Here is a 26,100-nt window from a genome sequence, read left to right as displayed (position 1 = left end):
GCAGGTCAGGGGTGGTGGGCGGACGGGAAAACCAGTGGAGCGGCGTCGCTGCGCGTCGCTACCGTGCTGCCGGCCGAAGTCGTCGGGGCAAGGACGTGCCGTTGTACACCGTGTGAGACCTCCCGAGAGCTGATTCGTCGCGCGTCGCATCTGTGCGCCGCGCTGCTTCTTGCTGCGGACTTCTCACTGAAACCGGTGTGCTTCTGTGCTCGAAAACTGGGTGGTCATGCCCACCTGCCTCCCGCTCGTCCTCCGCCGTTGCCATGCCTGCGCGTCCGAACGCTTCCGGGCGGACGGCAAGTTCCGCGTCAACGCCCACCACAAGCTCATCGACGCCTGGCTCCTCGTGCTCTGCACGGTGTGCGGGGACACCGCGAAGCTCACGGTCCTGGAGCGGACGAACGTGCGCTCCGTACGGCCCGAGCTGCTGGACCGGCTCCACGACAACGACCCCGTTCTCGCCGCCGAGTTGCTCCGGGATCCGGTCGTGCGACGCCGTAACCGCATCGCCCTCGACTGGGACGGCGCCTGGCGTCTCGACACCGGCGGACCGGGGGATCTGGACCGCGAGGCGATCGAGGTCTCGGTCTGCTTCGCGGCGCGGATACCGGTCCGGCCGGTGCGGCTGATCGCCGAGGGCTGCGCTCTGTCACGGGCCGAGGCCGAGAGGCTGACCGCGGAGGGTCGTCTCGTGTCGGCGGTCCGGTTGAGCGGCAGGCTCTCCGACGACTTCACCTTCACGCTCAAGCGCTGAGCCCGTGGTCGAGCACTGGGCCCGTCGTCAAGCACTGAGCTCTTCGTCAAGCACTGAGCTCTTCGGTACGCGCCGAGACCTTCGGTGCGCACGGAGACTTCGGTGCGCCGGAGCCCTTCCCCGGCGCTGAGCCCTTCCCCGGGCTCTGAGCCCTTCCCCAGGCGCTGAGTCCTGCTCGGACGCCGGGGCCCGTCCGGCCGGTCGTGCCGGACGGGACCCGGCGGAACACGGCGTCCCGGCCGGACCGGTGAGGTTGAGGAACCGCCGGGCTTCGGCGCAGGATGACGCCCATGACCTCCACCGAGCGCCCCTTCCTCAACCGCCGCCTCGCCGAGTTCGGGACGACGATCTTCGCCGAGATGTCCGCCCTCGCGACGGCGACCGGCGCGATCAATCTGGGCCAGGGGTTCCCCGACACGGACGGCCCCGAGGAGATCCGCGAGGCGGCCGTGCGGGCGCTGCGGGACGGACGCGGCAACCAGTACCCGCCGGGTCCGGGCGTCCCCGAGCTGCGCGCGGCGATCGTCGACCACCAGCGCCGCCGCTACGGCCTGGCCTTCGACCCGGACACGGAGGTCCTGGTCACCGCGGGCGCGACGGAGGCCATCGCCGCCACGCTCCTCGCCCTGCTGGAGCCCGGCGACGAGGTGATCGCCCTGGAGCCGTACTACGACTCCTACGCCGCCTGCATCGCCATGGCCGGCGCCGCGCGCGTGCCGGTGACCCTGCGCCCGGACCCCGAGCGGGCCCGTTTCCGCCTCGACCTGGACGAGCTGCGCGACGCGGTCACGGACCGCACCCGGCTGCTGCTGATCAACACCCCGCACAACCCGACCGGCACGGTCCTCACCCGCGAGGAGCTGACGGCGATCGCCGAGCTGGCGGTGGAGCGGGACCTGCTGGTGGTGACCGACGAGGTGTACGAGCACCTGGTCTTCGACGACGCCGAGCACGTGCCGCTGGCCACGCTGCCCGGGATGCGCGAGCGCACGGTCACGATCGGCTCGGCCGGCAAGACGTTCTCCTTCACCGGCTGGAAGGTCGGCTGGATCACCGGAACCGCGGGACTGGTGAGCGCGGTGCGTTCCGCCAAGCAATTCCTGACGTACGTCGCCTCCGGGCCCTTCCAGTACGCGGTCGCCGAGGCCCTGCGCCTGCCCGACGCCTATTTCACGGCCTTCCGCGACGACCTGCGCGCCAAGCGGGACCTGCTCAGCGCGGGCCTCACCGACGCCGGCTTCACCGTCTTCCGGCCGACCGGCACCTACTTCGTCACCGCCGACATCCGGCCCCTCGGCGAGAGCGACGGCCTCGCCTTCTGCCGCGCCCTGCCTGAGCGGGCGGGCGTCGTCGCCATCCCCAACGCCGTCTTCTACGACCACAAGGAGGCCGGCGCGCCATACGTCCGGTTCGCGTTCTGCAAACGCGCCGAGGTACTGGCGGACGCGGCGGAACGACTCCGCAAGGCATTCGCACACTGACGGCACTCGAACGGAAAGCGCGCGTCAGCGCTGCCGGGCGGCCTCCGATGCCGGGCGGGGTGCGGTGAGCAGGCCCGGGAGCAGTTGGAGCCGTTCGGCGTCAGGGCCGCCTTCCTCGGTGGTGCAGGCGATGAGCACCGGGCCGGGGGCACCGGGCATCGGGTAGGCGTCCCAGTCCAGGTTCAGCTCCCCGACCAGCGGGTGGTTGACCCGCATCCGGCCGCGCGTGGTTTCCTCGACGTCGTGGCGGGCCCACAGCGTCGCGAACTCGTCACTGCGGACGGCGAGTTCCCCGACGAGTTCGACGCCGCGCCGGTGGCCCGGATCGGCGGCGATCTGGGTACGCAGCATCGCGGTCAGTTCGGCGACGGTGGCCACCCGTTCCGGGCACACCTGGTCGGCCTCCGGATGCAGCAGCAGACCGAGCAAATTCCGCTCGGCCTGGGGTAGTTCGGTGAACTCGCCCAGCAGAAGCCCTGCCGGCGCGTTCCATGCCAGTACGTCGAGGAAGCGGCCGACGACCATCGCGGGCGTAGTCATCCCGCGCATCATCCGCAGCGTGCCGGCCGGGACTTCCTCCGGCTCGTACCGTCGCGGCGGCCGGGCGGGAGTGCGCGCGGCGGCGGCGAGACTGTGCAGGTGCCGGGACTCCTCGGCGGAGAAGTTCAGCGCACGGGCTATGGCGTCGAGGACCTGTTCGGAGGGCCGCACGTCGCGCCCCTGCTCCATGCGCTGGTAGTAGTCCGTGCTCACCCCGGCCAGCAGGGCCAGTTCCTCGCGTCGTAGTCCGGCTATGCGCCGGCGCGGACCTGGTTCCAGGCCGACGTCCTGTGGGAGCAGGCGGGTCCGGCGGGTCCGCAGGAAGTCGGCCAGTTCATGTCGGGGATCGTCTGCCATCGCAGCAGTATGACCCGGGCGTTGCCCGCGAGGGTGGGTCCGGCAGACCTACCGAGATGTCGCGAACAGGTCCCAGGATCAGTTCCCCGACAGTCCGCCGCGGAAGGAACACCCCATGGAACACCCCATGAAGGCCGCTCAGATCACCAGCTTCGGTGCACCGGACGTCCTGCGCGTCAACGACGTCGAGAGGCCCGCTCCCGGCCCGGGTGAGGTGCTGGTGTCCGTCGAGGCGTCCAGCGTGAACGGACACGATGTGATCGTCCGCGCCGGTGGGTTGCGCATGGTGTCGGGACGCAGGTTCCCCATCGGTGTGGGGCTGGACTTCGCCGGTGTCGTCGTCGAGACCGGTGCCGAAGTACAGGACCACCGGGCCGGGGACCGGGTGTGGGGCATGGTGCATCCCCGTGAGAAGCACGCGACGGCCGGGGCGGCCGAGTACGTCGTGGTCCCCGCCGGCCGCATCTCCCCCGCCCCGGGGGGCATCTCGTCGGTGGACGCGGCCTCCCTGGTCGTCGGGGGCGCTACGGCGCTGATCGCACTGCGGGACTCCGTGCGGCTGGAGAAGGGCGAACGGGTCCTGGTGCGCGGCGCGGCGGGCGGGGTCGGCACGGCCGCCGTACAACTGGCGTACGCGATGGGCGGCCACGTCACCGCGCTGGCCCGTCACCGTCATGCCAAGGCCCTTGAGCAGCTGGGCGCGGACAAGGTCATCGACTATGTCGACACCGCCCCGGAGCAGACCGGATCGTACGACGTCGTCATCGACACGGTCGGCTCCGAGCTGAACTGCTTCCGGAGCCGGCTGACCAAGGGCGGCCGAATGGTCACCGTCGCGCTGTCGGGCGCCGCCATCGCCGCGATCGCGGCGTCCAGCGTGCACGGCGCCCGCCGCATCCGCACCTTCAGTGCCAACCCCGAACCCGACGTGCTGCGCGCGCTGGCCGACCACGTCTCCTCCGGCGCGCTGCGGCCCGTGGTGGAGGGCGTGTATCCGCTCGCGGACATCGCTTCGGCGCACCGAGCCTTCGAGCGGGGCGGTGTCATGGGCAAGCATGTGGTCGCCGTCTCCGGCTGAGGCCACGCCGGTCGCAGTCGCACAGGGCGTCGAGCAGCGTCGGGGCCTCGGTGTCGGCCGGTTGGCCGATCAACGGAGCGTGGAATCCCTCGGCAAGCAGGCACGTGTGTGAATACGGCGTCGCCTGGGTCACATCACCCCGGACCTGGTCACGGCCGTACGTTCGGCGAAGCAGTTCCTGACATAGGGCCTCCAGGCACCGATGGGCGTTCGGCGACGCCACCCGGCAGAGCTCCTCCCAGGCGGTCGCGGCCTGCGTCGTCCCGTGGATGACGTTCCAGCCGCTCAGCGGAGGGAGGCCGACCCGATCGCTTTCTTCGGGCTCACTCCTGCGCCTCGGCCGGGCCGAGGTCGACGCCGCCGAGCGGACGGAGCGCTTCCCTGAGCCGGTCAGGGTCAGGCTCAGGGGCAGCGTCGATGCGGGCGGTGGCCCGCCACGAGACGATCGCTCGGTGCACAGCCTCCCTGGCACCCGGTTCAGCGGCGTCGGACAGCGCTTCCAGAAGCTCGACAGTGAATTCCCGGACTTCCTCGGCCTCCAGGTGGCGCACCCACGGGAAGACCTCGGGCGGCGCGAGCAAGATCGCCGAGGTGCCGGCGCTCCCCGACAGCCACTTCGCCGCCTTCCGCGAGGACATGCGGGCCAAGCAGCTCGCTCCGCCGATCCTGCGCCCACGTGCCGCACGCCCGGGCCCGCCCCATCTCCCTTCCTCCGCAAGGGGATTGACGTAGAAAGCGGTTACCACCTACGTTCCCCACCGGCATCACGGACACCTGCCGTCATGTCGAACTGCTTGGCGTCCAGAGGGAGTCGAGGCGGAATGCGCGCACAGCGAAGACTCGTACGGATCTCGCTTGCCATGGCGACCACCGTGGCACTGGCGGCAGGAGTGGTCAGCGCACCCGCCGCCTACGCCGCGGACGATCCCGTGAACGTCGTCGTCGACGGAGACGACGTTCACGCCGACAACGTGAACGGCCTGACCTACAAGGGCCTCGGCCTGCTCAGCTGCAACAGCACGAGCAACCTGCTGATGGACTACAAGGCGGAGCACCCCGGCCGGTACTGGCAGCTGATCAAGGTCCTGTTCGGCGGGCGGCACCCGCTGATCAACCATGTCAAGATCGAGATGGGCACCGACACGAACACGTCGACCGGAGCGGATCCGGCGACCATGCGCACGGCGGACGAGCTCGCCGACGTCTCCCGCTCCCCCGGGTTCCAGCTGGCCGCCGACGCCAAGACGGTCGACCCGGCGCTCAAGGTCTCGGTCCTGCGCTGGGCCATGCCCCAATGGGTCCAGCAGGAGTGGAACAAAGGCACCGGCGAGGACGAGATGTACCGGTGGTACAAGGAAACGATTCTCGACGCGTACGAGAAGTACGGATACATGGTCGACTACGTCGATCCGGACAACAACGAGACGCGTACTCCCGACATCTCCTTCATCAAGTGGTTCAAGAACGCGGTCGTCGACGACACCGACTTCGCGAACCCGCGCTACGGAATCCCGGCCGGGCGGCAGAAGAAGGCCGCGGAGGCCTACCACGGCCTCAGGATCATCGCCTCTGACGAGAACAACACCCTGAACATCGGGCCGTCGATGCTCACCGACGAGCAACTCTTCGGAATCGTCGACGCGGTGGGCTACCACTACACCACCGAGGACCGGCGCGAGGGCGCCGCCGACAGCCCCACCTACCAGCCCTACACCAAGCTGGCGACGGGCAGGAACAAGTACGACGCCGACAAAGAGGTCTGGTACAGCGAAGGAACCGCCTCGTTCGGCTACACCGACTACCGCGTCGGCAACACCGAGGGCCCCAACGGGGCGAGCACCGGCATCGGGGGCGTGCAGAGCGCCCTCGACCTCGCCAACCGTCTCGTCAAGAGTTACGCGAACTCCAAGAGGACGCACTACATCTTCCAGCCGGCGATCGGGTCCTTCTACGAAGGCGCGCAGTACAGCCACAAGGAACTCGTCAGCGCGCGCGATCCCTGGTCGGGCTATCTCCACTACGACGCGGCCCTCTACGTGATGCAGCAGTTCACCCAGTTCGCGACGACCGGCTGGGAGAACGACACGAACACCGCGGGCATCTGGCGTACCGTGCCGGAGGCCAGTTACAGCGGGGTGAGCGGCACCGAGAACGTCGACGGCTCCAACGGGGCGCCGAGTTACATGACGCTGGCGGACCCCGGAAAGAAGGACTTCTCCACGGTCGTCGTCAACGACAGCGACCGCACCAGGACGTACCGGATCAAGGCCGAGCACATGCGCCTCGGCTCCGATCCGGCCATGGAGGCCTGGGAGACCCGGGCCGCGGACGCGGGCCAGGCCTACGACGCGAACTTCAAGCACCTCGTGGACCGGATCCGGCCGGACGCCGACGGCTACTACACGTACACGGTCGCGCCGAGGTCCATCACGACCCTCACGACGCTCGACAAGAGCCACGACCGCGAGACCGGGCAGCGGCTGCCCGCGTCCGGGGACCGCACGGTGCTGGACACCGACGCGGCCGGCAAGAGGCACGACACCCGTGACGGCGTGCTCTACGCCGACGACTTCGGCTACCGGGAGGAGGGCCGGGTCACGGTCGGCACGCGCAACGGCTCCCGCAAGGAGTCCCGGTCCTACCTGGCGTCGCGCGGCAACCAGCCTCGCTACATGGTCGACCAGACGGGCGCCTGGGAGGTCGGCAAGGACGCGAGCGGCGACAACGTGCTGTACCAGTACATGGACCAGTCCATGAAGGACACCGGCGCCTGGAACCCGAACACGCCGAGTACGACGGTCGGCGACTTCCGCTGGGAGAACTACCGGGCCACGGTCGACGTGTCCTTCCCCGACCCCGCCGGCGGACTCGCCGTCCTGGGCGTGCGCCAGCAGAAGGGCATGGGCATCGGCGACGCCGCCTACAGCCTGCGCATCGGCCCGAACGGCGTCTGGACCTTCTACGAGTACGGCACGGCGCTCGCAACGGGCACGGTCGCGCCGGCCGGCGCCTACCGCCTCGCCGTCGAGGCGAAGGGCGCAAAGGTCACGGCCCTCGTCGACGGACGGGCCGTCCACACGTACGACGACCCCACTCCGGAGACCGAGGGCCGGGTCAAACTCGGCACCGACTTCCACCGGACGGCCTTCGACAACCTGAAGATCGAAAAGCTCAGCGGGTACACCCCGTACGCCGGCGCGCAGATCGACAACATGGACGGCTCGGTCGTCTACGACGGCGCCTGGAGCAGGAAGGCCGCGCTCGGCGACGCGATGGACTGGTACCGGTCGACGTCGACGAGCACCCGCCCCGGCTCGTCGGTCACCGTCCCGTTCTCCGGTACGGGCATCGACGTCATCGGCGGCAACGACGGCAGCGCCGTGTTCGACGTGTACGTCGACGGCAGGCTGATCGCCGAGGACGCGAAGACCGCCGCCACCGACAAGCGCCTGGCGACGTACGCGCTCCGCGGTCTGCGGTCTGCGGGACTCCCCCCACACGGCGAAATTCGTCCTCACGTCCGGGAAGATCGTGCTCGACGCGTTCAACGCCCTCTCCGACCAGGTGCGCGGCAGCGTGGACACGACACCGATCCGGAGCGCCCTGAAGGAGATCGGCAGCCCGGTGCAGGACGACTACACGGCCGACTCGTGGGCGCTGTTCGCCACCGCGCGCTCGGCCGCCCAGGCCGCGTTGACCGGGCAGAGGGGCCTCGACACGATCGGGGCCGAGCAGATCGCGCACAGGCTGGCGGCGGCGTACGGGCGACTGGTGAGCCGTGACGCCTCCGCGGGCGCGGCGACCGGGCCGGAGGCGTCGGCGGACTGACCGAACGCGAGAGGCGCCCGTCCACAGGGTGTGGGCGGGCGCCTCTCGGCGTGGGGGGCGCGTGCAGGTCTTCGGGACCTACTCGTCGTCCTCCTCGGACTTGGTCTCCGCGTCGTCGACCTCGGACTCCAGGCCCAGCTGCTCCACCAGCCACTTGTCGAACTCCATGGCCGCGCGCACCCAGCTCACCGTCGAGGAGACGAACAGCTCGATGTTGACGCCGGCGCCGATCAGCAGCTGCGCCTCGCCGATGAGGCGGACGGTGCCGTCGTCATGGGTGTGCGTGTAGACCTTGGGCCACAGGGTGCGCCGGTTCCAGTCGTCGATCGACTCGAGAAGCTGGACCTTGTCGCCGATCTTGTGGGCCCGGTCGTAGAACGTCCGCACCGAGTAGACCGCCTGGTCGCCCTCGCCGCGGAACATGAAGTAGGTGCGGAACTCCTCCCACGGCGCCGCGAGGTCTCCCTCGTCGTCGACGACGTACTTCAGCTCCATCTGGTCGAGGAGCTGCTTCACGAGATCCTGATCCGGGACGACGGGGCCCGCCGGTCCACCCTGGGGCTGCGGCTCGGGCTGGCCCCCGAAATTCGGAATCGAGGACGGGTCGATGGTCACCGTGTTTTTCCCTTCGTACGGATCCCGCCATCCTCCCCCATGCGGGGAGGGGGGTGGCAACCCCCGCCGGTCCCTGTCAGCCCTGAGCTGACAGGATCCGGCCTGTTGCACCAAGGGACGGCCGCGGGCGGAGGGGGATCGCAGGGCGGACGGGCGAAGCGGGACGGGCGGCCCCGCGGGTGGCGCGGGTGCCCGTCTACAGCGTCTTGCCGGTCGTGGGGCCGACGATCAGACCGTCGCCGAACGCGTCCACCCGGACCGTGTCTCCGTCCTTGACCTCGCCCGCCAGGATCTCCTTGGCGAGCCGGTCGCCGATGGCCGTCTGGACCAGCCGGCGCAGCGGCCGGGCGCCGTACGCCGGGTCGTTGCCCTCGTCGGCGAGCCAGGCGAGGGCCGCGTCGGTGATCTCCAGGGTGAGCCGGCGCTCGGCGAGCCGCTTGGCGAGGCGGTCGATCTGGAGGCGGGCGATCCGGCGGAGCTCCTCCTTGTTCAGGGCCGAGAACACCACCAGGTCGTCGAGCCGGTTGAGGAACTCGGGCTTGAAGGAGGCCCGCACCACCTCCAGGACCTGTTCCTTCTTCTCCGCCTCGGTGGACACCGGGTCGACGAGGTACTGGCTGCCCAGATTGGACGTCAGCACCAGGATCGTGTTGCGGAAGTCGACCGTGCGGCCCTGGCCGTCGGTGAGCCGGCCGTCGTCGAGGACCTGGAGCAGGACGTCGAAGACCTCCGGGTGCGCCTTCTCCACCTCGTCCAGCAGGACCACGCTGTACGGCCGCCTGCGCACCGCCTCGGTGAGCTGGCCGCCCTCCTCGTAGCCGACGTAGCCGGGAGGCGCGCCGACCAGACGGGCGACGCTGTGCTTCTCGCCGTACTCCGACATGTCGATGCGGATCATGGCCCGCTCGTCGTCGAAAAGGAAGTCGGCGAGGGCCTTGGCCAGTTCGGTCTTGCCGACGCCGGTCGGGCCGAGGAAGAGGAAGGAGCCGGTCGGCCGGTCGGGGTCGGCGATGCCCGCGCGCGAGCGCCGCACGGCGTCGGAGACCGCCTGGACCGCCTGCGCCTGGCCGATGAGCCGCTTGCCCAGCTCGTCCTCCATGCGCAGCAGTTTCTGCGTCTCGCCCTCGAGGAGGCGGCCGGCCGGGATGCCGGTCCAGGAGGCCACGACGTCGGCGATGTCGTCCGAGCCGACCTCCTCCTTGACCATGGTGTCCTTCGCGGCCTCCTCCTCCGCCTCGGACGCGGCCTCCAGGTCGCGCTCCAGGGTCGGGATCTCGCCGTACAGCAGCTTGCTGGCGGTGTCGAAGTCGCCGTCACGCTGGGCCCGCTCGGCCTGGCCGCGCAGGTCGTCGAGCTTCTCCTTCAGCTCGCCGACCCGGTTCAGGGACTGCTTCTCCTTCTCCCAGCGGGCGGTCAGGCCCCGCAGCTCCTCCTCCCGGTCCGCGAGGTCGCGGCGCAGCTTCTCCAGGCGCTCGCGGGAGGCGGCGTCGGTCTCCTTGCTGAGGGCCAGCTCCTCCATCTTCAGGCGGTCGACGGAGCGCTGGAGCTCGTCGATCTCGACCGGGGAGGAGTCGATCTCCATGCGCAGGCGGGAGGCCGCCTCGTCGACGAGGTCGATGGCCTTGTCGGGGAGGAAGCGGGAGGTGATGTAGCGGTCGGAGAGGGTCGCGGCGGCGACCAGGGCGGCGTCCGCGATCTGCACCTTGTGGTGGGCCTCGTAGCGGCCCTTGAGACCGCGCAGGATGGCGATGGTGTCCTCGACGGTCGGCTCGGCCACCAGGACCTGCTGGAAGCGCCGCTCCAGCGCCGGGTCCTTCTCGATCCGCTCCCGGTACTCGTCGAGCGTCGTCGCGCCGACCATGCGCAGTTCGCCGCGCGCCAGCATCGGCTTGAGCATGTTGCCGGCGTCCATCGCGGAGTCGCCGCCCGCGCCCGCGCCGACGACCGTGTGCAGTTCGTCGATGAAGGTGATGATCTGGCCGTCGGAGTTCTTGATCTCGGCCAGGACGGTCTTCAGCCGCTCCTCGAACTCACCGCGGTACTTCGCCCCGGCGACCATCGCGCCGAGGTCGAGCGCGACGAGCCGCTTGTCCTTGAGGGACTCGGGCACGTCGCCCTTGACGATGCGCTGGGCGAGCCCCTCGACGACGGCCGTCTTGCCGACGCCGGGCTCGCCGATGAGGACCGGGTTGTTCTTGGTGCGGCGGGACAGCACCTGCACGACCCGCCGGATCTCGGTGTCCCGGCCGATGACCGGATCGAGCTTGCCCTCGCGGGCGGCGGCCGTGAAGTCGGTCCCGAACTTCTCCAGGGCCTTGTACTGGCCCTCGGGGTCGGCGCTGGTCACCCGGCGTCCGCCGCGGGCCTTGCGGAAGGCCTGCTGCAGCTTCTCCGGGGTGGCGCCCTGCCGGGTGAGCACCTCGGCGGCCGGGCCGCCCTTGGCGGCGATGCCGAGCAGCAGGTGCTCGGTGGACAGGTACTCGTCCCCGAGGTCGCCGGCGCGGCTCTGCGCGTCGGCGACGACGGCCAGCATGTCGCGGTTGGGCTGCGGGGGCGCGACGGTCGACCCGGTCACGCTGGGCAGCGAGCCGAGCACCTTGTCGGCGCCGGCCCGGACGGCCGCCTGGTCGGCGTCCACCGCGGCCAGCAGGTCGGTGATGTTCTCGTTGTCCTGACCCTGCAGCAGTGCCAGCAGCAGGTGGGCGGGGGTGAGGTCGGCGTGCCCCTGGGACACGGCCCTGCTGCTGGCCGCGTTGATCGCGTCCCGGCTCCGGTTGGTCAGCTCGGCGTCCACGTTCGCTGTCTCCTCCTTGCGTCAGCGCTCTCCCGTACTGACTCTGTCAGCGTACACAAAGTTGAGTCTATTCCGCTCAAGGTGTGCGCGGGGTCCTTCCGGCGCACTAAGTTCCGACCATGGCCGCATACCCGCAGGACCCGGGCGCCCCTGACGCGTCGTATCTCGCCTTCTGGCAGGAACGCCATCTGTGCACACTGACCACACCACGCCCGGACGGCAGTCCGCACGTCGTTCCGGTCGGCGTGACGTACGAGCCCGAGAGCCGGCTGGCCCGGGTCATCACCGACAGGGCCAGCCGCAAGGCGGTCAACGTCCTGGCCGCGGGCCCGGACGGCGCCCGGGTCGCGGTGTGCCAGGTGGACGGCGGCCGCTGGGCCACCCTGGAGGGGCGGGCGTTCGTCCGCTCGGAGCCGGAGCGGGTCGCGGACGCCGTGCGGCGGTATGCGGTGCGCTACGGGCGCACGCCCGGCCCCAACCCCACGCGCGTGGTGATCGAGATCGAGCTGACCCGGGCGATGGGGCGGGGTTGAGCCTCGAAGGCCCGCGAGACCTGCCGGACGCCTGAGGCCCGTGCGGCTCGCGCGGCTCCCGAGGCCCGTGCAGCCCGGACCGGCCCGTGAGGGATCGCCGGGGGAGTTGTAGGGGAGCTGTGAGGGAACCGTGAGGCGCGCGAGCGACACGAGCGGGTCAGTTGACCGGATTCGCTCCCGTCGATTTCCGGCCAACGCTCAACCAGCAACATAACCGGAAATGTCCCCGCAAACTGCAGCGGCGTCACCGTGTTCAGGTCACGGTGACGCCGCTGCGGGGGGAAGCGCCTGAGCGATCTGTTACGACGGGGGAATCGCGTCAGGCACTGCGGGGGGTGGCTGAGATGGTCTTCAGGGGCGGGGCCTCGGGCTCGACGAGCCTGTGGTCCCGCTGGTCCAGATTCACAAAGATCATTCCGTACCGGATGGCACAGCGCACGGGCTGCGGCGCCCCGCGGGGCTTGCGCAGGCACCGGTAGGCCCGTACGTCCTCGTCCTCGTCGCGCGTCACGACCACCGGCTCGCCGAACACGGTCACCATCAACGAGTCACCACTGTGGGGGATGGCGGTGACCAGGTCGATGAAGTGCCAGCCGGAGCGGTAGGCGGTCGCCATTTCACGGCGGAAGGAGCGGTCGTCGGGTGGCGTGGTCATGACTCGGCGACCCACGTGCTGTCGGCCGGGGCGACCCAGGTGCTGTCGGCGGGCGCGACCCAGGTGCTGTCGCCCGGCACGCCTGCCGCGGTGACGACCCAGGTGCTGTCCCGGGGGGCGACCCACGTGCTGTCGCCGGCCACGGCGACCGTGTCGACGCCCGGGCTCCACGTGCTGTCACGCGCCGCGTCGGCCGTCGTGCCCGCAAGACCGCTCAGCGCTCCGAAGGCGAGCGCTGCGGAGAAGGCGGCGGCAAGCGCCGAGCGAAGCATTCTCTTATGCATAGTCGGCTTCGTCCTCATTTGAAGGTCACCTCTCCCCCGTCGACTACGACGATGGCCCATTCGGGCACGTCATGGCCACACAATCGATGCATCATGCTCCTGCACGTTCAGGACCCTGGGGGGTGGAGATTTGACGAAAAATGAGACAAAGCAGACACATCCTCATGCGTCGACTGAGCTGTGCGAGGAAGGTCGCCGTCTCTACGGGAACGCACTTCGGACGGGCCGCATAGCCCGTGCGGACGTGGAGCCCGCTCCGTGTCTGATGGAGTTCGCCCTGCTCCACGCGGACCCCGACGACGCGAACTGGCTGCGCCCGGTACCCCCGTCGATCGCCCTGTCCCAGCTGCTCAACCCGATCGAACGCGAGATCACCCGACGCAGACGGCTCTCGGTGGAACTCGCCGACGCTTTCGAGCCGTTCATGACCCTCAGCGCCCAGCCGACGCCGACCACACACTCGATCACGGTGCTGGAGGGCATCGACCGGATCAACGCCGCCCTCGATCTGGCCACCTCGCAGTGCCAGAGCGAGATGCTCACCGTCCAGCCGAGCCGCCGCCGCCTGGAGCACACCCTCGTCCAGGGACTGGAGCGCGACAGACCGCTCATCGACCGCGGCTGCCGCATCCGGACGCTCTACCAGCACACCGCCCGCTACAGCCCCGAGACACTGGCCTACGTCTCCCAGTTCACCGAGGGCAAGGTGGAGTACCGCACCATCGACGAACTCGTGGAGCGGCTGATCATCTGCGACGAGACCGTGGCCTTCATCCCCACCCGGGACGACGGCCAGGTCGCCCTCGAACTACGGCACCCGGGACTGGTCCGCTACCTGATCAAGGTCTTCGAGTTCATGTGGGGCCGTGCCGTCCCGCTCGCCACCGGCGCCCCCTACGAGACCGCGCCCGACGGCATCACCGAGATCCAGCACTCCATCGCCAAGCTGCTCGTCGAGGGGCACGTCGACGAGGCGATAGCCCGCCGGCTGGGCATGAACGTGCGGACCTGCCGAGCCCACATCGCCAAGCTCGCCACCGCCCTGGGCAGTGGCAGCCGCGCCCAACTCGGCTTCCTCATAGCCCAGTCGGGGATCCTCAAGCAGGAGCCCTGACCCGCCCGGAGAACGAAGAACGACAGGGAGGAACGCAGTGAACGCGCCGCCGCATCCCCACCACGGCGTGGAGGACCTGTGCACCGCGGGCCTGCACCTCTACGAGCAGGCCCTGCACGACGGGCGCGTCAAGACCGAGGACGCCGAGACGACTGCTCCCTGCCTGCTGTCCATCGGTCTCCTGCACCCGGTCGTGGACGACGTGGCCCAGCTGGAGCCCGTGGCCCCGGCCCTCGTCCTGCACCGGCTGCTGCGCTCCTCGGGCGCGCGCATCGCCGAGGAACGGCGCCGCGAGGAGCGGCTGGCGTCACTGTTCGAGCCCCTCATGCGGATCACCGGCGCCCGCACGGCCACCGCCGAGCCCGTCTCCCTGCGGCTCCTCAGCGGCACGGAGCGCATCAACGAGGCCATCACCGAGGCGACGTCCGAGGCGGCCACCGAGGTGCTCTGCGTCCAGCCCCACGTGCACTACAGCGGACCGCGCGGCGAGACGGCCCACGCCGTCGCCATGGCCCGCGACCAGGCCCTGCTCGACCGGGGCTGCCGCATCCGCACCCTCTACCAGCACACCCAGCGCCACCAGCCCCTCGTCCTGGCCCGCTACGAACAGCTGCGGGGCGACGCGCAGGCCCGCACCCTCGACGAGGTCACCGACCGTCTCATCGCCATCGACGGCGCCGTCGCCTTCATCCCCGCCGGCGAGGACGGCCGGCTCGCCCTGGAGGTCCGCCACCCGGCCCTCCTGACGTACTTCACGACCACCTTCGACCGGCTCTGGCGGCTGGCCACCCCGATGTACCCGCAGGCCGTCCAGCGCCCGTCCAGGGGCGGCGTCACCCCCCGGCAGCAGGCCATCGCCGCCCTCCTCGTCGAGGGGCACACGGACGCCGTCATCGCCGACCGGCTCGGCATGAACATCCGCACCGCCCGCGTCCACATCGCCAAGCTGGCCGCCACCCTCGGCAGCGAGAGCCGCGCCCAACTCGGCTATCTCATCGGGCAGTCGGGGATCCTTGACCAGGAACAGCGCCGGACGCCGGAGCAGGGCCCGGGGCAGGGGCAGGGGCAGGGGTAGCTGCGGAGGCGGAGGCGGCGGTAGAGGCCGGGGCCGCGGTAGAGGCCGGGGCCCCGGCGGAGACAGGGGCGGAGGCGGTGGCTGGGGCTGTGGCGGCCGCAGCGGCAGGCTCGGGGGCGGAGCCGGCGGACGTCTCTGCGGATGTGCCGGCGGGCGTCTCGGCGGGCATGTCGGGGCAGTCCCCCTGGGCCGGGACGTCCACCGTGGTCTGCGGCACCGCCTCGTCGGACGGCCGGTCGAGGCCGACCTGGGCGATCCGCACCCCCAACTGAGTACGACTGGCCGCGCCCAGGGTCTCCGAGAGGCGCGCGATGTGCGCACGGCAGGTGCGGACGCTGATGCCCAGGCGCTCGGCGATGACCGCGTCCTGGTGGCCCTCCGCCAGCAGGGCGGCGATGGACTGCTCGCGATGGGAGACGCCCTCGACGCGCGGGTCGGGGAGCGGGGCGGTGAGCGGGATCGCCAGCCGCCACAGGCGCTCGAAGACCGTCACCAGGTAGGAGACCAGGGCCGGGTGCCGCAGCTCCAGGGCCATCGTGCGGTCGGCGTTGGCCGGGACGAAGGCGACCTTGCGGTCGAAGAGCATCAGCCGGTCGATGACCTCGTCCAGCGTGCGCGCCTCCACCGTGTCGCCCATCAGCTCCAGGTAGTTGAGCAGGCCCTGGCCGTGCCGGGCGACGTGGTTGTACAGGTCGCGCATGCGCACGCCCCGGCCGCGCAGCTCCAGCGCGCGGTGCAGGCCCTCCGACAGCTCGTGCTCACGCCGGATGCCGCCGGGCTGCACGGTGAGGACCTCGGTGGTGCACGCCTCGGTCGCCGCGTCCAGCGCGGCCTGGATGCGGGAGGGGCCGTCCAGGACGCGGATCGCCGCGCCCTCGCCGGTCGTCGCCCCCCGCTCCGGCCCGCCCAGACCCGCGTACCACTCGAAGGCGGCGACCGCGGAGCCCACGCGGCGCTGGCTCGCGCTGACCTCGTCGTGCAGGCCGCGCAGCAGCCGGGTCATGACCTCCTGCGGGGAGGTCGGCACCAGCCAGTCCATGTCGTCGGGGTCGGGGTGCAGGAGGGCCAGCTCAAGCAGGCACGGGACCGGCTCGGCGTCGGTGCGCGCCACTCGACCGCGTCGTACGGCCCGGGAATACACGCGATCCCCGGCCTCGCACAGTCGGTCGGCACCGTGTGGATGCTCCTCCGTCCCGTGCCCGGCCATCGCCCATCCCACCCCCGCCGTACGCCTCTTCCGGAGCGCAACTATGCGCGGCCCGGACCGGCTCCGCAACACGGCTTCCCCGGCCAGGGCCGTCGAAATCCACTCGTATGCGGGAGTTCCTCCCGGCCTCCTCCCCCGGCACTGCAACAAGCTGACGGTGGTGCGGGGCCTTCGCGGGGTGCATGGTTGGTTCCGCTTACCCCCCGGGGGCCTCTTCACCCGGGAACAAGCGGAACCAACCCGGCCGGGCCACGGGGGAGTCCGGCCGGGCTCCGGGCTGTCGGCGGTGGGCAGCGGTGTGCGCGGCCTGCGCACGGGGCGCCGGTGAGCACCGGCGACGCCGGGGAACCGCGCGCGGCCGTCGAGGGGACCGTGCCGGTTCCCTCGACGGCCGCGCGGGCCACCTCACATCCGCTCGCGCGCCGCCGTCGTCAGGCGGCGCGGCGGCGACCGGTCGGGCGCGCCGGCGGGTCGGGCCGGCGGGGCGGGGCGGGGGGGGGGGGCGGGGGGGGCGGGCGGGGGGGGGGGGNGGGTCGGGCCGGCGGGTCGGGCCGGCGGGTCGGGCCGGGGATCAGGAGATGTTCAGCGCCTGGCAGTCGGCCTTGTACTTGGCGGTGCAGATGTCGGAGATCTTGTAGATGCCGTCGGCGACCACGGTCTGCTTGATGTTGTTCTTCTTCAGCGCGACCACGGTCACCAGCTTGGCCGGAATGCCCTTGGTCGTCGGGCTGTCGACCTTGTCGCGGGTGAGGGCGTCGAACTGGAGGTCGCGGCCCTGGACCTTGGCGACGGCAGCCTGGGCGGCGGCCTCGGCCATGGCGGGGTACGGCTTGTAGACGCTCATGTACTGCTCGCCCGCGATGATGCGCTGCACGGCCGCCAGTTCCGCGTCCTGGCCGGTGATCGGGGGCAGGTCGTTGGCGCTGACGCCTGCCGACTCCAGGGCCTTGATGATGCCGCCGGCCATGGCGTCGTTGGCGGAGTAGACGCCGGCGATGTTCTTCTTGCCGACCGCCTCGATCGCCTTCGTCATGTTGGCCTGGGCGGCCTCCGGGCTCCACTTGTCGGTGTCGTACGACTCGGCGATCGTGACCCGGCCGCTGAGTTCGCTGAGCGCGCCCTGCTTGAACTGCGCGGCGTTGGGGTCGGTGGGCGACCCGTTCATCATGATGATCTTGTCAGCGAGGCTGACGGTGCCGATGGCCTCCGCGAGGGTGCGGCCCTGCACCTCGCCGACCAGTTCGTTGTCGAAGGAGACGTAGCCCTCGATCGGCCCCTGGGCCAGACGGTCGTAGGCGATGACGGGGATGTTGGCGTCCTTGGCCTTCTGCACCATGGGCGCGATGACCTTCGCGTCGACCGCGTCCAGCAGGATGATGTCGACCTTGTCGTCGATCATCCGCTGCATCTGGGTGTTCTGCTTCTCGGTCGACGCGGCGGCGTTCGCGTATTCGGTCTTGCCCTTGCCGTCGGTGAGTTCGGAGACCTTCCGCTTGATGATGGGGTAGTCGAACTCGGCGTACCGCGTGTTCGTCTCCTCCGGCATCAGCACACCCACCGTGATGTCGTCACTCCGGGTCGGTGTCGCGCTGGCGCCGTCCTCCGAAGCCCCGAGCATGCCGCACCCGGCGAGCGAGAGGGACATCGTGGAGGCGACCACAGCTATGGCGATACGACGCATTCGGGGGCTCACTTCAGGTGCGTTCGGTGCATTCGGTGCAATCGATGCAGTACGGACATGGGTGCGACATGGTGACCCAGGTGTCTGAAAAGACAACGCGTCGGCGGCCGCCGACGTCAAGCGGAACTACTTAACGAAGTAGCAACATCACACTCCGCTTAACGGGTGGAGACGCATGGAGACGAAGCGGAGACCTTGCGAAGGCCCGGCGAAGGCCCGTCCGGAAAAGCGCCCAAGAAACCATACAACCAACGGCGTTGACCGCGGTCCGCTGGAGTCGTCGAGCCCGCCGGCCGTCGGCGGTGCGGCGGCGTGGCGGCGTGGCGGCGTGGCGGCGTGGTTCGGCACGCGCCGCCGCCGGACCGCGGGCGTCCGATCCACGGCACGACGAACGCCGAGGGGCCCGGAGGCGGATGCCCCCGGGCCCCTCGGCGCGGCCGCTGCACGGGTGTCGCGGTAGGGCCGTCAACGCGCCCCGGGGTCGTACTTCCTCAACGAGGCCTGGACCTCGGCTGCGTACGCCCCCTCCCACCAGGGGACCGTCTCCACCAGCACCGGCTTGGTGCCGGAGGCGAGGACGAGGGCCCGGCCGGGCGGCATCGCCCCGAGGTCGGAGACGTGCAGGACGCGCTCCCGGCGCGTGGACTCGCTGATGGCACGGTTGCCGGACCAGCCGCCGAACTCCGACTCCCGGCTGGTCTGGTACTCCCGCAGCTCGTAGTCGCCGGCCAGCTCGCTCAGATCGCCCAGGAAGCGGGTGTCGGAGACGCCGCCGCCGTAGACGCGGACGTTCGCGGCGGACCACAGCTTCTCCATCCCGCGCTCGCCCCACACCTCGATGCCCTGCGCCCAGGACTGCAGGATCGTCATCAGGATGATGCCGCGCGAGCCGTAGTGCGAGTACAGGTCGGGCAGGTTCCGCCAACGGCACACGTTGGCGGCCTCGTCGAGGACGCCGACGAGGGGCAGCGGCAGGCGTCCGCCGCGCTGGGTGGTGGCGTACTCCTCGGCGGCCTCGACGACGGCCACGGTGAGCGCGGTCACCAGCGGCCCGGCGGAGTCGCGCCCCTCCCGGCTCAGGGAGTACAGGGTGCCGCCGCCCCGGACGAACGCGTGCGGGTCGAACTCCCCCGCGTACTGGTCGGCGGGCGGCGTGACCCACCGGTTGACCTCGGGGTTCACCAGGCAGGACGCCATCTGCTGGGCGACGCCGTAGATACCGCTGCGCTGCTTGTCGGGAGCGTTGACGACACCGGCGACGGCGTCGGCGGACATCGCGTGCCCGGCGCCGCGCAGGATCCGCTCCGGGGTGTCGTCCCTGGGATTGGACAGCCAGGTGTAGATCTGGGTGATCGACGTCTTGGCGCAGGCGGCGGCGAGCAGCAGGTTGGCCAGCAGGTCCTGGCCGGCCGGGTCGAAGAAGGCGTCGGTGGAGGCGTTGGCGTCACGCGAGCCGCTGGCGAAGTGGTCGGCCATCTTGCGGGCCTTGGCGACGTCGGTGACGTACGACAGCGGGTTCCACCACCAGCTCGGCTCCTCCTGCGCGACCTGCTGCGGGTCGAACACCCACACCGGTCCGCGCGCGGTCCGCGGCCCCCGGGTCGCGTCCACGATGTCACGCTTGTTCGAGGTGACGAGGACGGCGCCGGGCCCGTCGAGGATGGCGGGAATGGCCCGCCGGGTCGTCTTGCCGGTCCGGGGGCCCCAGATGTCGACGTGCATGTCCTCGTACGAACCGAACAGCGGCTGACGTCCCTTCACGGACCGTCCGATGAACACGCCGGGCGTACGCGACTGCACGCCGAGACGCTCGGCGGTGGCGGCCGCGCCCTTCATGGTCAGCCTGCCGAGCTCCTCGCCCTTGGCGAGATGCCGGGCGGCGCCGTCCACCTTCGGCTTGTTCCGGAACCGCTCGCGCACCCGGTGGACGGCCAGGCCGAGCAACCCGGCCACCACCGCCTCCCCGGCCGCGACGGCGCTGGCCGCGGAACCGGGCCAGCTGTAGTCGCCCTTGACCACGTCGACGAGGAAGGTCAGCGGATTGCCGGCCGGCGCGGGCGCGTCGGAGTACCCCGCCCCGATCTTCGCCGCCAGCCAGGCACCGGCGCCGACGACGAGCACGACGACGACGGCGATGACGATCTCGAAGGTCCAGTCGTCCTCGGCGCGGGGCTTCTTCTGCTGTTCTGCGGTCACCCGCGGGTCCGTCCTTTCTGGACGTGGGAAGCTGCGTACAGGGGAGGGAGAGCGTGGTGACGCCGGAGGGAGGAGCGCCGGTGCCGAACCCGTCAGGCCTTCTCCGCCGCGAAGGCGAAGTATGCGCCGTCGGTCCGGATCAGCGTGTAGCCGTCCGTGGTGAACTCCTCGGGTGCGTCCGTCCCCTGGGGAAGCAGGCCGAACAGTTTTCCGGTCTTCATGGCCAGCGCCCCCTGGTCGTGATCGAGGTTCGCGTACAGCACGCCGCTGTCGGTGGCGACGAGGGGCTGGACGTCCTTGTCGTCGGTCTTCTGCCGCCACAGCTCGGCTCCGGTCCGGGTGTCCCAGGCCACGGCGCCCTTGGTGAAGTTCACGACGGCCGTCGTGCCGTCGGGGGACACCACGGGCAGGGCGGTCTGGTCGAACTCCTTGAGCGTGGTGTGCGGTCCGACGGCCAGGGTGGCTCCGGTACGCAGGTCGACCGTGGTGAGCACGGCGTCGTTGGAACCGCTCGCCGACCAGGCGAGGATCGCCCGGTCACCGGACAGCGGAAAGAGCTCGGCGTCCGCCTCCTCCCCCTTCTCGCCCTGCGCGACGACGTCGGCGGGCGGAGCGAGGTCGGTCGTGGTCCACAGGGCTCTGCCTGTGCCGCGGTCGATCATTTTCAGAGGCTCGTTCACCCCGTCCCCCTCGGGGACGTACCCCTGTCCGGTGCCCAGGGGCTCGGCTGCGGCGAGCTTCGCGGGGAGCACCAGGTCCTTGCCGCCCCCGATCGGGGCGAGGGTGCGGTCGTCGTACGTGGCGCCCGGCAGCAGCACATGACCGCGGACGACGGGCAGGGCGGCGTGCTGCTCGTCGGCGTAGGTGGAGCTGCCCAGTTCGGCGCCGCTGGGGGCGTACATGGTGTAGACGGTCTTGACGACGGCCTTCTTGAGACCGCTCGCCGCGCTGTTCTCGCAGCTGCGGATCAGAACGGCCGGGGAGCCGTCCTTCCAGGTCCCCACCTGGACGTGGAGGTCGCGGCTGGGCGCGTCGCTCTCGGACGGGTCGTAGGTGCATTCCACGGTGAAGGTCCGGCGCTCCTTCCCGGTGGCCGCGTCGTAGAGGTGACCCACGAAATGCGCCGTCTGCGGGTCCGTCTCGCCCTCCTGGACCGACGGGGACAGGTCCTCGACGAGGAGGAAGGCGTCGCCCACGGCGCAGTCGCCGGCCTGACCCTGGTCGTCGGCCGGACGGGCCGCGTGGCCGGCGCACCACATCGCGGCCCCGGTCTTCCGGGCGAGGCTCCAGGCGGGCTTCGCGGACAGGCCGGGAATCGGGCCGCCGGTATAGGCGGCGGACTTCGCCGCGCCCGCCGATGCCTTCGGGGACGCCGAACCGGTGGTGTCCGCACCGGCCGGCGCGTCATCGCCGCCGCAGCCGGCGACGAGTCCCAGGGACAGCACGGTCCCGGCGATGAGGGCGATGCGCGGCCTGGTCAACTGCAGTGCTCCGTAACGGAATAGAGGAACGCGGGGAAGGAGGGCTGGGGGGCGAGGACAGAGAGGACGGAATCGGGTGGCTGACGCGGCGCAGGCGTCACGCCCCCGCCGCCCTGCCCGCGCCGTTGCCCTCGACCGCATTCGTGCCCGCGGGGATGGGGACCCGGTAGACGCCGGTGATCTTGTCCTGGTAGTCCCAGTTGCTGAACTCGACCGACTTGCCCGGCCGCGGAGCGTGGATGATCTTGTGACCCTTGGGGTCCCAGACCAGGCCCACGTGGCCCGAGTGGTTGCCCTCGGGCCGGAAGAAGATCACGTCACCCGGCTGGGCCTGGGAGAGCGGCACCTCGTACTTCTTGAGGTACGGCTCCTGGGTGTACGTCGTGGTGCCGATGTCGATTTTGCCGCCGCTGGCCATGTAGTACGCCCACTGCGTGAAGCTGGAGCAGTCGAAGCTGGTGGGGTTCTGTCCCTGCAGCCGCGGCGCGCCGAACACGTACGGGACGCCGATGCCCCGCTGGGCCCAGCCGAGCACCGCGCGGATCACCGGATCGTCGGAGTCGGGCAGGACCCCGGAGGCGCCGGCGCCGTCGGGGGCGACGGCCGTGCCCCCGTTGCCCGCAGCGCACTGGGCGTACTGGGCGTCCCTGCTGTCCTCGTCGGAGCCGGGAACCGTGCCGTAGTCCGGGTTGGCCGTGATCCGGCCGTCCATCCAGGCCTTCGGGTCGACCATGCCGGGGCCCTGGTCCTGCCCTCCGATGAACGGGTTGTCCACACCCGGAACACGGACTTCCCAGTGCAGATGAGGTCCGGTGACGTTGCCGGTCGCGCCGACCGTGCCGATCTGCTGGCCACGCTTGACCTGCTGGCCGACGGTGACATGGATCGATGTCTGGTGCGCGTAGAGCGTGATGACGCCGTCCGCGTGCTGGATCTCGGTCTCGTTGCCGTACGAGCCGCCTGGGCCGGCATGGATCACCTTGCCGTCGGCCGGGGCGTAGATCGGCGTGCCGCTGTCCGCCACCAGGTCGAGGCCCGTGTGGTAGCCGAGGCTCCACATGCTTCCGTTCTGGTGGTAGGGGGTGCCCTCCGCGTAGGAGCCCGACTGCATGGGCCACTGCCAGTCCTTGCCGCCGACGGGAGGCGTCTTGGCTTCGGGGAAGGCGACGGTGGTCACGCCCGTGGCGCGCGTCCCGCTTCCCGAGCGCGTGACGGCCGTGGAGTACGCCGCCGGGGCCATGGCGGTGGTGGTGGAGCCGTCGTCGCCGGACAGCGGCGGGGTCGACCACGAGCGCGCCGGAGAGGCCGCGATGCTCAGCGCCTTGGTGGGCTGGGCGTCGTTCCCGACCGGCTCCGGGATGTCCGACTGCCGTCCCAGGGTGGGGAATCCGGGGTTCTTCTCGACGGTCTCCTTCAGATGCGCGTACCAGCGCTTGATGAGGTCCTGGTCGCCCGTGAGCACCCCGCGGTAGCGGGCGGCCTGCGTGAGGACGACACGCGGGTAGATCGTGTTGGAGGCCGTGGACCCGGAGTAGGTCTGCAGCGCCTTGAAGGGGGCGGTCTCCGCCTTCTTGGCGTGCAGGAAGTTGGCGGCCGCCCAGGCCGCGTCGTCGATGTTGTACAGGTCCTTCCTGCCGTCGCCGTTGCCGTCGGCGCCGTAGTCCGTCCAGGCCGGCTTGCCGAACTGGAGAAGGCCCATGTACCCCAGGGAGTTCGCGCCGCCGGGTGCGGCCGACTTGTCCTGGCCGAACTTGGTCTCCTGGTACATCTGTCCGGCGATGAGCGTCCAGTCGAGGCCGTCGTAGTTGGCGGCTGCACGCATCGCGGCGAGGATCATCTTCGGCGGTATCTCGGCACGCGCGGTCTCACTCGGCATGTACATCTTGCCCGCCGGCATGATCGGATTGGTGGCGGCGGCGTCCCCGGAGTTGCCGGCCGCGGCGTTGTCGGCATAGTCACCGCAGGCCGCGTTGGAGGCGCCGTTGCCGACGCCGCCGACCATGCTGCCGATGAGCAACAGCACGAGGAAGATCACGGACGCGGCGGCCAGCCCGCCTCCGCCGCCGATGATCAACGACCACTTGAGGGTCTTGTCCTTCTTCTTGCCGTCGTCGCCGTTCTGGTCCCCCGCGGGCCCGGCCGCCAGCTTGCCGGCCTTCTTGGCGGACTTGGCGACCTTCGCGGCCTTCGCCGCGGCCGCGAGTACAGCGGGCGCCACCACGGCCTGCTCACTCCCCCGAGTCGTCGGAGGCGCCGACGTCGCCGAGGCCGAAGACGTCGAACCCGGAGACCTTCCACCGGGCGCCGTCCTCCTTGACGGTGACCAGCCACTCGTTCTCCTCGGTCGAGGACCGGCCGCCGGCGGTGTGCTCGGCGGTCACCTTCACCAAGGTGGAGATCGTCCGGCCGCTGCCGCGCACCAGGTCGTCGGCCATCAGCGCGTCGCGCTCCACGACCGCCGTCCCCTTCGACGAGCACTCCTCGGCCTGGCAGGTGGCCCACTCCTTGCCGGACGGCAGCACGGTCGCCTGCTTCATCCGCGGGTCTCCGGAGGTGAGTTCAAGCAGCGGAGCGCTCCAGGCAGGCGCCGTGCTGGTGTGGTCGTAGGTGGTGAGCCCGGCCATGTACCTGACCATGACGGCATGGGCCGCGGCGACCTCGGAGCCCTCGACGATCGGCGTCGCCTCGCCTCCCGGCGCGGCGGAGCGCGACCCCGCGCCGGCGCCGGCGCCGTTCTTGCCTTCGGCGCTGGCGACGGGCGCCGCGCCACCGTCGTCGCCGTCGTCCCCGTCGAAGACGGTGAACACCGTCAGCACGATGACCAGCAGGGCGCCCAGCACGACCAGGGGCAGCAGTGCCGTGCGCTTGTTGTCGGCAGGCAACTCCACGTTCCCGCGCCTCTCTTGTGCTGAGCCGGTAGATGCGATCGACGAGTGACCGGGACACCGTAGAAGGACCTGGCAGGAGGAAGGCTCGGCTTTTCCCGGCGGGGAAAGGCGCGCAGGAGTCGTCGGGACAGCGGAGGAAAGGGCGGCCCGGGCGCCTGCCCCGAGCGGACGCTCGGCGGGTCTAGGACTCCGGTTGTGGCCGCGGATCCACCGGCAGCGGGTCGAACGGGTAGGCCGTGTGACCGTCCTTGGGCGAACAGGCGGCGAAGGGACCGGAGTCCGCGTCCATCAGCACCCGCAGATGCGGGTCCGCGTGATGCAGCCACCACGTCGACATGCCGAGTGCCGGATCCTGGCGCAGATGCTCCCAGGCCAGCCACAGCGCTGACAGACGAGCGCCGGCCTCGGGGTGCTCCCACCACGTGGGGCACCAGGTGGCCGAAGTGCCGTTCACACGGCGGCGGATCAACTGGGCGAGGTAGTCGGAGACGAAGACGAAGACGTCCGCGAAGTAGAACTCCGGTGTGTCTGCGGCCACTTCGGCGTCGGACATCGGTCCCCCCATCGGTGGGTCTGCGGGTTTTCGGCCGTCGACGTGCCGGCGACGACCGGTCGTCGGGTCGTCGCGTAGCCAGGCAGTCGCGTGGTCAGGTGGGCAGGTGGTCAGGTGGTCAGGTGGTCAGGTGGTCAGGTGGTCAGGTGGTCAGGTGGTCAGGTGGTCAGGTGGTCAGGTCAGGATGATGCCGAGCAGCAAAAGCGCCGCCACGATCGCACCCATCACGATGCGCGCCGTCGGATCCTCGCGTTCCCACAGGTCGTGGACGACGGCCCAGCCGGTCAGGCGGGCCGCGCGGCCCTCATGGATACCGGGGGCGGCGCCCAGTTGGTCCCCCTCCTCCCGCCCGGCCTCGACCGGCTCCTGCTCGCCGGTCTCCTCGAAGCCGACGGGCAGCCCCTGCTGCTCCTGGGCCACCAGGACCATCTGCTCCAGGAGTTCGGGAATCGTGTTCGGAGTGAGGGGGTGGACGAAGATCCCGTACGGCGTCTGCACGCACAGCCGCGCCTGCCAGGGGTTACCGGGCTCGTAGCCGTCCACCCAGGCGTGATCCGCCTGGAACACCTGCGGCGCCGGGACGGCCTGCGGTGACGCGGCGGCCAGGGGGGCCGGGACGGGAGCGGGGACCTGCTGGACCGGCGGGGTCTGCTGAGGGGTCTCCCACGTACGCGCGTCGGGCTGCTGCGGCTGCCCGTTGTGGTCGGTCAACTCTCGTCCTTCGCCGGGTCCGTCGGGTGCGGGGTGGTACCGGGTAGCGATACCGGGCTCGTCGGGCAGACGCGCCCAGCGCATTGTGCGCCCAGGGCGACCCGACGGGGCACGACCTCTCCCCGCCGTGTTCCTGACACATTCCCGGCCGATTTCCCATCGAGCGCCCCATCGGGAATTCCCGGAGTCCCGGCGAGGAAAGCGGCACCGATCCGGTGACAGGTCTTTGTCACACTGCCAGCGCACCTGGCCGGGCCAGGGCCCGTCGTGCGGTG

The 26,100-nt window shown here is 70.8% G+C and carries 20 protein-coding genes and 1 pseudogene; 7 read left to right on the top strand and 14 right to left on the bottom strand.

Going from position 1 to position 26,100, the window contains the following annotated elements:
- Window positions 1-205: 205 nt before the first annotated feature.
- Window positions 206-754: a DUF1062 domain-containing protein gene (locus BG482_RS08740; RefSeq protein WP_069768331.1), complete on the top strand. Its 549-nt coding sequence runs from the start codon at window positions 206-208 to the stop codon at window positions 752-754.
- Between the two features lie 281 nt (window positions 755-1,035).
- Window positions 1,036-2,235, top strand: a complete 1,200-nt coding sequence (locus tag BG482_RS08735; RefSeq protein ID WP_069768330.1) for a pyridoxal phosphate-dependent aminotransferase — start codon at window positions 1,036-1,038, stop codon at window positions 2,233-2,235.
- A gap of 24 nt (window positions 2,236-2,259) precedes the next feature.
- Here the strand turns inward: BG482_RS08735 and BG482_RS08730 are convergent, their stop codons facing one another.
- Window positions 2,260-3,132: a helix-turn-helix transcriptional regulator gene (locus BG482_RS08730; RefSeq protein WP_069768329.1), complete on the bottom strand. Its 873-nt coding sequence runs from the start codon at window positions 3,130-3,132 to the stop codon at window positions 2,260-2,262.
- A 127-nt stretch (window positions 3,133-3,259) separates the two neighbouring features.
- Between BG482_RS08730 and BG482_RS08725 the strand changes: the two genes are divergently transcribed.
- Window positions 3,260-4,210 (top strand): NADP-dependent oxidoreductase, encoded by a 951-nt coding sequence (locus tag BG482_RS08725; protein WP_069768482.1) that lies wholly within the window; start codon window positions 3,260-3,262, stop codon window positions 4,208-4,210.
- 323 nt (window positions 4,211-4,533) lie between these two features.
- On the opposite strand, the gene BG482_RS08720 is transcribed toward BG482_RS08725, so the two are convergent.
- Window positions 4,534-4,848: a prevent-host-death family protein gene (locus BG482_RS08720; protein WP_069768328.1), complete on the bottom strand. Its 315-nt coding sequence runs from the start codon at window positions 4,846-4,848 to the stop codon at window positions 4,534-4,536.
- A 222-nt stretch (window positions 4,849-5,070) separates the two neighbouring features.
- On the opposite strand from BG482_RS08720, the gene BG482_RS08715 reads away from it, so the two are divergent.
- The gene (locus BG482_RS08715) at window positions 5,071-7,992 is read left to right on the top strand and encodes a GH59 galactosidase (protein ID WP_256096307.1); all 2,922 of its coding nucleotides are present in this window, start codon (window positions 5,071-5,073) and stop codon (window positions 7,990-7,992) included.
- Between the two features lie 124 nt (window positions 7,993-8,116).
- Here the strand turns inward: BG482_RS08715 and BG482_RS08710 are convergent, their stop codons facing one another.
- Entirely contained in the window at window positions 8,117-8,653 is a 537-nt protein-coding gene (locus BG482_RS08710) for a YbjN domain-containing protein (RefSeq protein ID WP_069768327.1), read from the bottom strand.
- A gap of 196 nt (window positions 8,654-8,849) precedes the next feature.
- Entirely contained in the window at window positions 8,850-11,447 is a 2,598-nt protein-coding gene (gene clpB, locus BG482_RS08705) for an ATP-dependent chaperone ClpB (protein WP_069768326.1), read from the bottom strand.
- Between the two features lie 119 nt (window positions 11,448-11,566).
- Here clpB and BG482_RS08700 point away from each other — a divergent pair, with 119 nt between their 5' ends.
- Window positions 11,567-11,980, top strand: coding sequence for a pyridoxamine 5'-phosphate oxidase family protein (locus BG482_RS08700; RefSeq protein WP_069768325.1), 414 nt, complete (start codon window positions 11,567-11,569; stop codon window positions 11,978-11,980).
- A gap of 319 nt (window positions 11,981-12,299) precedes the next feature.
- Here the strand turns inward: BG482_RS08700 and BG482_RS08695 are convergent, their stop codons facing one another.
- Both BG482_RS08695 and BG482_RS08690 read right to left on the bottom strand, forming a co-directional pair.
- Entirely contained in the window at window positions 12,300-12,635 is a 336-nt protein-coding gene (locus tag BG482_RS08695; RefSeq protein WP_069768324.1) for a hypothetical protein, read from the bottom strand.
- The gene (locus tag BG482_RS08690) at window positions 12,632-12,907 is read right to left on the bottom strand and encodes a hypothetical protein (RefSeq protein ID WP_069768323.1); all 276 of its coding nucleotides are present in this window, start codon (window positions 12,905-12,907) and stop codon (window positions 12,632-12,634) included. Before BG482_RS08690 ends, BG482_RS08695 begins: the two co-directional genes overlap by 4 nt.
- 142 nt (window positions 12,908-13,049) lie before the next feature.
- Here BG482_RS08690 and BG482_RS08685 point away from each other — a divergent pair, with 142 nt between their 5' ends.
- The gene (locus BG482_RS08685; RefSeq protein ID WP_079141685.1) at window positions 13,050-14,033 is read left to right on the top strand and encodes a helix-turn-helix transcriptional regulator; all 984 of its coding nucleotides are present in this window, start codon (window positions 13,050-13,052) and stop codon (window positions 14,031-14,033) included.
- A 37-nt stretch (window positions 14,034-14,070) separates the two neighbouring features.
- Window positions 14,071-15,108 carry a helix-turn-helix transcriptional regulator gene (locus BG482_RS08680; protein ID WP_069768321.1) on the top strand — a complete coding sequence of 346 codons (1,038 nt, stop codon included), beginning with the start codon at window positions 14,071-14,073 and terminating at the stop codon, window positions 15,106-15,108.
- Window positions 15,109-15,307: 199 nt separating this feature from the next.
- Here the strand turns inward: BG482_RS08680 and BG482_RS08675 are convergent.
- From BG482_RS08675 to BG482_RS08640, 8 genes and pseudogenes are all read right to left on the bottom strand, one after another.
- Window positions 15,308-16,315 (bottom strand): annotated as a pseudogene (locus BG482_RS08675) (LuxR C-terminal-related transcriptional regulator); the annotation flags it as partial.
- Window positions 16,316-16,886: 571 nt separating this feature from the next.
- Window positions 16,887-17,996, bottom strand: a complete 1,110-nt coding sequence (locus BG482_RS08670; RefSeq protein ID WP_069768320.1) for a sugar ABC transporter substrate-binding protein — start codon at window positions 17,994-17,996, stop codon at window positions 16,887-16,889.
- A gap of 465 nt (window positions 17,997-18,461) precedes the next feature.
- Entirely contained in the window at window positions 18,462-20,192 is a 1,731-nt protein-coding gene (locus tag BG482_RS08665) for a type IV secretory system conjugative DNA transfer family protein (RefSeq protein ID WP_069768319.1), read from the bottom strand.
- Between the two features lie 92 nt (window positions 20,193-20,284).
- Window positions 20,285-21,673 carry a PQQ-binding-like beta-propeller repeat protein gene (locus tag BG482_RS08660; RefSeq protein ID WP_069768318.1) on the bottom strand — a complete coding sequence of 463 codons (1,389 nt, stop codon included), beginning with the start codon at window positions 21,671-21,673 and terminating at the stop codon, window positions 20,285-20,287.
- Window positions 21,674-21,770: 97 nt separating this feature from the next.
- Window positions 21,771-23,894 (bottom strand): peptidoglycan DD-metalloendopeptidase family protein, encoded by a 2,124-nt coding sequence (locus tag BG482_RS08655; RefSeq protein ID WP_069768317.1) that lies wholly within the window; start codon window positions 23,892-23,894, stop codon window positions 21,771-21,773.
- Between the two features lie 7 nt (window positions 23,895-23,901).
- Window positions 23,902-24,561: a hypothetical protein gene (locus BG482_RS08650; protein ID WP_069768316.1), complete on the bottom strand. Its 660-nt coding sequence runs from the start codon at window positions 24,559-24,561 to the stop codon at window positions 23,902-23,904.
- Window positions 24,562-24,742: 181 nt separating this feature from the next.
- The gene (locus tag BG482_RS08645; protein ID WP_107450441.1) at window positions 24,743-25,114 is read right to left on the bottom strand and encodes a DUF4913 domain-containing protein; all 372 of its coding nucleotides are present in this window, start codon (window positions 25,112-25,114) and stop codon (window positions 24,743-24,745) included.
- Window positions 25,115-25,288: 174 nt separating this feature from the next.
- Complete coding sequence (locus tag BG482_RS08640; protein WP_069768314.1) at window positions 25,289-25,825, bottom strand: hypothetical protein; 537 nt, start codon at window positions 25,823-25,825, stop codon at window positions 25,289-25,291.
- Window positions 25,826-26,100: the final 275 nt, after the last annotated feature.

Source organism: Streptomyces sp. LUP30, from assembly GCF_001746365.1.
Taxonomy (GTDB): Bacteria; Actinomycetota; Actinomycetes; order Streptomycetales; family Streptomycetaceae; genus Streptomyces.
The sequence above is the reverse complement of the archived record's forward strand: the minus strand, read 5'-3'. Positions and strand labels throughout refer to the sequence as shown.

What these genes read in the sequence shown, in the direction of transcription:
- BG482_RS08735 (WP_069768330.1), top strand. Translation starts at nt 1,036, where the DNA reads ATGACGCCCATGACCTCCACCGAGCGCCCCTTCCTCAACCGCCGCCTC.
- BG482_RS08730 (WP_069768329.1), bottom strand. Translation starts at nt 3,132, where the DNA reads ATGGCAGACGATCCCCGACATGAACTGGCCGACTTCCTGCGGACCCGC.
- BG482_RS08725 (WP_069768482.1), top strand. Translation starts at nt 3,260, where the DNA reads ATGAAGGCCGCTCAGATCACCAGCTTCGGTGCACCGGACGTCCTGCGC.
- BG482_RS08720 (WP_069768328.1), bottom strand. Translation starts at nt 4,848, where the DNA reads ATGTCCTCGCGGAAGGCGGCGAAGTGGCTGTCGGGGAGCGCCGGCACC.
- BG482_RS08715 (WP_256096307.1), top strand. Translation starts at nt 5,071, where the DNA reads ATGGCGACCACCGTGGCACTGGCGGCAGGAGTGGTCAGCGCACCCGCC.
- BG482_RS08700 (WP_069768325.1), top strand. Translation starts at nt 11,567, where the DNA reads ATGGCCGCATACCCGCAGGACCCGGGCGCCCCTGACGCGTCGTATCTC.
- BG482_RS08695 (WP_069768324.1), bottom strand. Translation starts at nt 12,635, where the DNA reads ATGACCACGCCACCCGACGACCGCTCCTTCCGCCGTGAAATGGCGACC.
- BG482_RS08690 (WP_069768323.1), bottom strand. Translation starts at nt 12,907, where the DNA reads ATGCTTCGCTCGGCGCTTGCCGCCGCCTTCTCCGCAGCGCTCGCCTTC.
- BG482_RS08670 (WP_069768320.1), bottom strand. Translation starts at nt 17,996, where the DNA reads ATGCGTCGTATCGCCATAGCTGTGGTCGCCTCCACGATGTCCCTCTCG.
- BG482_RS08645 (WP_107450441.1), bottom strand. Translation starts at nt 25,114, where the DNA reads ATGTCCGACGCCGAAGTGGCCGCAGACACACCGGAGTTCTACTTCGCG.